The 4,503-nt window shown below is 70.4% G+C and carries 3 protein-coding genes; all 3 read left to right on the top strand.

What is annotated here, in order from left to right:
- Positions 1-474: 474 nt before the first annotated feature.
- The 3 genes from chvE to mmsB are packed head-to-tail and all read left to right on the top strand — an operon-like array spanning position 475 to position 4,477.
- The gene (gene chvE / locus E1283_RS32500; RefSeq protein ID WP_132821754.1) at positions 475-1,605 is read left to right on the top strand and encodes a multiple monosaccharide ABC transporter substrate-binding protein; all 1,131 of its coding nucleotides are present in this window, start codon (positions 475-477) and stop codon (positions 1,603-1,605) included.
- Between the two features lie 6 nt (positions 1,606-1,611).
- Positions 1,612-3,219: a multiple monosaccharide ABC transporter ATP-binding protein gene (gene mmsA, locus E1283_RS32495; RefSeq protein ID WP_132821753.1), complete on the top strand. Its 1,608-nt coding sequence runs from the start codon at positions 1,612-1,614 to the stop codon at positions 3,217-3,219.
- Between the two features lies 1 nt (position 3,220).
- The gene (gene mmsB / locus E1283_RS32490) at positions 3,221-4,477 is read left to right on the top strand and encodes a multiple monosaccharide ABC transporter permease (RefSeq protein ID WP_132821752.1); all 1,257 of its coding nucleotides are present in this window, start codon (positions 3,221-3,223) and stop codon (positions 4,475-4,477) included.
- The last annotated feature ends 26 nt before the right edge of the window (positions 4,478-4,503 follow it).

Genomic DNA, 4,503 nt, shown 5'->3' with positions numbered 1-4,503 from the left:
ATCCCGGCGCCCTCGGCGCCCAGTGCTGGGCCGAACGCCAAGGCGCCAGCAGGCGCCGAGCACGGCCCCACGCCACCCGCACCTCCCGGCACCACCAGACGCCGGACGCGGCCCAGCGCCGCACGCAACACCGCAAGAACCGGCGCCGCCAGGCGCCGCACGTACCACCCGGCGCAGCCGGGCCAGGCGCCGCCAGGCGCCGCAAGCAACTCACGCACCACGCACCACCGGCCAGGCCGGGCACGACGCCGCCAGGCGTCCGTGCCCCGGCCAAGCGCCGCAGGCAAACGGCAAGGACCGGCGCCGCCAGGCGCCGGACGCGGCTCAGCGCCGCAGGCAACACCGCACCAAGGCCGTCCACGGGCCGGCGCCGCCAGGCGCCGACCGGCCGGCGGCCCGCGCAGCAGCCCCCGCAGGGGGCCGGTACCAGCCACCATCAGCCGGAAGGACGTGAGCACCTTGTCCCGTGCCCGAATCGCCGCCCGCGCCACCCGCGGCACCCGCGGCGCCCGCCGCACCCGCGGCCTCGCCGTCGCCGCCACCCTCGCCCTGTCACTGGCCGCCTGCGGCCAGGACTCCGAGGGCGGCTCGGAGACGGAGCGAGATCCAGAAGCCGAGGGCGGCACCGTCGGCATCGCGATGCCCACCCGTTCCTCCGAGCGCTGGATCGCCGACGGCGAGAACATGGTCGCGCAGTTCGAGGAGGCCGGCTACGAGACGGACCTCCAGTACGGCGAGGACCAGATCGAGAACCAGATCAGCCAGATCGAGAACATGATCGCGCAGGGCGTCGACCTGCTGGTGATCGCCGCCATCGACGGTGCCTCGCTCGGCAACGTGCTGCAGCAGGCGGCCGACGCCGACATCCCGGTGGTGGCGTACGACCGGCTGTTGATGGACACCGAGAACGTCGACTGTTACGCCTCCTTCGACAACGAGCGCGTCGGCGCGTTGCAGGGCCAGTACATCGTGGACTCCCTCGGCCTGGCCGAGGGCGGCGACGAGGCGTACAACATCGAGTTGTTCGCCGGCTCTCCGGACGACAACAACACCCGGTACTTCTTCCAGGGCGCGATGGGGGTGCTGCAGCCCTTCCTGGACGACGGCCAGCTCACCGTCCGTTCCGGCGCGACGGAGCTGAACGCCGTCACCACCGAGCGCTGGTCGGGCCCCGAGGCGCAGGAGCGGATGGACGACCTGCTGACCGCCGAGTACCGCTCCGAGCGGCTCGACGCCGTCCTCTCCCCCTACGACGGGATCTCGCTCGGCATCATCGCGGCGCTGAAGAACGTCGGTTACGGCACGGCCGACCAGCCGCTGCCGGTGGTGACCGGGCAGGACGCGGAGCTGGCCTCGGTGCAGTCGATCATCGCGGGCGAGCAGACCCAGACCGTCTTCAAGGACATGAGGGAGCTGGCCGCTCAGGCGGTGGCCATGGGCGACGCGCTGCTGGGCGGTGAGGAGTGCGAGGCCAACGACACCGAGTCCTACGACAACGGCGTCAAGGTGGTGCCGGCCTTCCTCCTCGACCCGGTGAGCATCGACGCCGAGAACTACCAACTCCTGGTCGACGGGGGCTTCTACACCGAAGAGCAGCTGGGCTGACCCACCATGACCGAGCACGTGTTGGAGATGCGCGGCATCACCAAGACCTTTCCCGGGGTGCGGGCCCTTGACGAGGTCGGCATGTCCGTCGCGGCGGGCGAGATCCACGCGGTCTGCGGGGAGAACGGCGCCGGCAAGTCGACGTTGATGAAGATCCTCAGTGGCGTGCACCCGCACGGGAGTTACCAGGGCGAGATCCGGTTCGAGGGCGAGCGCTGCGCGTTCCGCGACATCAAGGACAGTGAGCGGCGCGGGATCGTGATCATCCACCAGGAGCTGGCGCTGGTGCCGCACCTGTCGATCGCGGAGAACGTCTTCCTCGGCAACGAACGTGCCAACCGGGCCGGGGTGATCAACTGGACGGACACGTTACGGGAGACGGAGCGGCTGATGCGCCGCGTCGGTCTCGGGGACGAACGTCCGACCACCTCGATCGCCGAACTCGGAGTCGGCAAGCAGCAGTTGGTGGAGATCGCCAAGGCGCTCGCCAAGCGGGCGCGGCTGCTGATCCTGGACGAGCCGACGGCCGCGCTCAACGACGAGGACAGCGGCAAGCTCCTCGACCTGATAGTGGAGCTCAGGGAGCAGGGGATCTCCTGCATCCTGATCTCGCACAAGCTCAACGAGATCCGCCGGGTGGCGGACTCGGTGACGATCCTGCGGGACGGCCGCACCATCGAGACGCTGCCGGTGCGGGCGGAACCGGGCGCGCCGGCCGAGGTGTCGGAGGACCGGATCATCCGCGGCATGGTGGGGCGGGAGTTGACGCGGTTCTACCCGACCCGCACCCCGTACACCGGGGAGTTGGCGGGGACGGTGGCGATGTCGGTGTCGGACTGGACCGTCCGGCACCCGCTCGACCCGGCGCGCCGGGTGGTGGACTCGGTGTCGTTCGAGGTGCGGCACGGCGAGATCCTGGGCATCGCGGGGCTGATGGGCGCCGGCCGCACCGAGTTGGCGATGAGCGTGTTCGGCCGGTCCTGGGGCCGTTACGAGCGCGGCACCGTCTCGATGGGTGGCCGGCAGGTCTCCACCAGGTCGGTGGCGGAGGCCATCGAGCGGGGCCTGGCCTATGTCACGGAGGACCGCAAGACGTACGGCCTCAACCTGATCGACACCATCAGCCGGAACATCTCGATGGCGGCGCTGCCCAGGATGGCCCGCCGGGGGCTGGTGGACGGGCACGGGGAGACCCGGGTGGCCGAGCGTTTCCGGGCCTCCATGAACATCAAGACGCCCACCGTCTTCGAGCAGGTGGGCCGGCTCTCCGGCGGCAACCAGCAGAAGGTGGTGCTGTCGAACTGGATCAACGCCGAGCCCCGGGTGCTGATCCTGGACGAACCGACCCGCGGCATCGACGTGGGCGCCAAGTCCGAGATCTACACGGTGATCGACCAACTGGCCGCCGAGGGCAAGGCGGTGATCGTCATCTCCTCCGAGCTGTCCGAACTGCTGGGCATCTGCGACCGGATCGCCACGATGGCCGCCGGCCGGCTGACCGGCGTGCTGGACCGCGCGGACGCCAGCCAGGAGGCGTTGATGCGGCTGATGACCAAGACCGAGGCGAGCGCCGAGGCGAACGCCGAAACGGTGCCCGGAAGCGAGGAACGGTGAGATGAGCCAGGCCACCCTGGGCAAGACCCCGACCGACCAGCCTCCGGGCGACGGCGGCGGGGGCGGCGGCATCCGGCAGTTGGCCGCGCTGGTGCTGACCGCGCTGCGCACCAACATGCGGCAGTACGGCATGCTGATCGCGCTGGCGGTGCTGCTGCTGGTCTTCCAGATCTGGACCGGCGGCGACGTGCTGCTGCCGCGGAACGTCAGCAACATCATCAACCAGAACGGCTACATCCTGATCCTGGCCATCGGGATGATGATCGTCATCATCAACGGCCATATCGACCTGTCGGTGGGGTCGATCGCCGGCTTCAGCGGGGCCGCGGCGGCTGTGTTGATCCTGGAGCACGACCTGCCGTGGCAGCTCGCGGTGCTGGTGGCGCTGCTCATCGGCGCGGCCATCGGGGCCTGGCAGGGCTTCTGGATCGCGTACGTCGGACTACCGTCGTTCATCGTCACCCTGGCCGGCATGCTGCTGTTCCGCGGGGCCACCCGGATCCTGCTGGAGGGCCGCACCTGGTCGGGTCTCCCGCAGGGCTTCCAGGACATCAACCAGGGCTTCCTGCCGGAGGTCGGCCCGGAGACCAACTACCACAACCTGACGTTGCTGTTGGGCGTCGCGGTGTCGGTCGCCGTGGTGGCCCAGGAGTGGCGGCGCCGCTCCCAGCAGCGGGAGTACGAGCTGACGGTGCTGCCGTTCAACCTGTTCGTGCTGCGCTGCGTGGCGCTGGTGGCGGCGGTGATGGCGTTCAGCCTCACCCTGGCCAGCTACCGGGGCGCGCCGGTGGTGCTGCTGATCCTCGGCGGTCTGCTGGTGCTGCTGGGATTCGTGATGCGGAACTCGGTGTTCGGGCGGCACGTGTACGCGCTGGGCGGCAACCGGGCGGCGGCCGAGCTGTCCGGGGTGAAGCACCGGCGGGTCACCATGGCGGTGTTCATCAACATGGGCCTGCTGTCGGCGCTCGCCGGCATCGTGTTCACGGCCAGGACCGGCACCGCCACCACCGGCGCCGGCAACCTCTTCGAACTGGAGGCCATCGCGGCGGCGTTCATCGGCGGCGCCTCGATGAGCGGCGGCGTGGGCACGGTGCTCGGCGCGGTGATCGGCGGCCTGGTGCTCGGCGTGCTGGACAACGGCATGCAACTGGTGGGAGTCGGCGAGGACTGGCAGCAGGTGATCAAGGGCCTGGTGCTGCTCGTCGCGGTCGCCTTCGACGTCTGGAACAAGCGCCGAGGCCTGGCCGGCCGCACCTGAGGCGCCCCCGCCGACCGCTCGTGCCC

Origin of the sequence: Streptomyces hainanensis, from assembly GCF_004348415.1 — a bacterium.
Lineage (GTDB): Bacteria > Actinomycetota > Actinomycetes > Streptomycetales > Streptomycetaceae > Streptomyces > Streptomyces hainanensis.
The sequence above is the reverse complement of the archived record's forward strand: the minus strand, read 5'-3'. Positions and strand labels throughout refer to the sequence as shown.

Bases quoted from the DNA above. Each gene is read 5' to 3' on its own strand.
- mmsA (WP_132821753.1), top strand. From the start codon at position 1,612: ATGACCGAGCACGTGTTGGAGATGCGCGGCATCACCAAGACCTTTCCC.
- mmsB (WP_132821752.1), top strand. From the start codon at position 3,221: ATGAGCCAGGCCACCCTGGGCAAGACCCCGACCGACCAGCCTCCGGGC.